Source organism: Paenibacillus sp. IHB B 3415 (assembly GCF_000802655.2).
In the GTDB taxonomy this organism is placed as follows: Bacteria; Bacillota; Bacilli; order Paenibacillales; family Paenibacillaceae; genus Paenibacillus_AQ; species Paenibacillus_AQ phytohabitans.
Genome location: NZ_JUEI01000269.1, coordinates 1 through 281, shown reverse-complemented (window position 1 = coordinate 281; position 281 = coordinate 1). Strand labels below are relative to the sequence as shown.

1 protein-coding gene is annotated in these 281 nt (G+C 47.7%); it reads left to right on the top strand.

Going from position 1 to position 281, the window contains the following annotated elements; all coding sequences use genetic code 11:
• Positions 1-30 precede the first annotated feature (30 nt).
• Positions 31-281, top strand: a 251-nt coding sequence (locus tag QW71_RS42615; protein WP_373604807.1) for a transposase zinc-binding domain-containing protein, incomplete at its 3' end; no start/stop codon positions are given.

The following is a 281-nucleotide window of genomic DNA, read 5'->3' as shown; positions in this document are numbered from 1 at the left end:
AAGAATCAGGAGACATGGAAGAAACGAGGAATCATCCGGCAGATTCTAAAGGACCACTTTCATGGATTCATGGAAATGCATGGACATCACCTGCCTGCGGGGCTTCACAGCAGCATTACGGAAACGGTGAATAAAGCGATACGCTGCGGTTCGCGGGATATGGGGTATGCCAGATATGAGTGCAAAGGTTGCACAAAGGGAACGCCGGAGCCAGTGTTTATTTGCTTTACTTGTAAAAGCCGTTTTTGTCATGGATGCGGGAAGAAATATACGGATGAGTG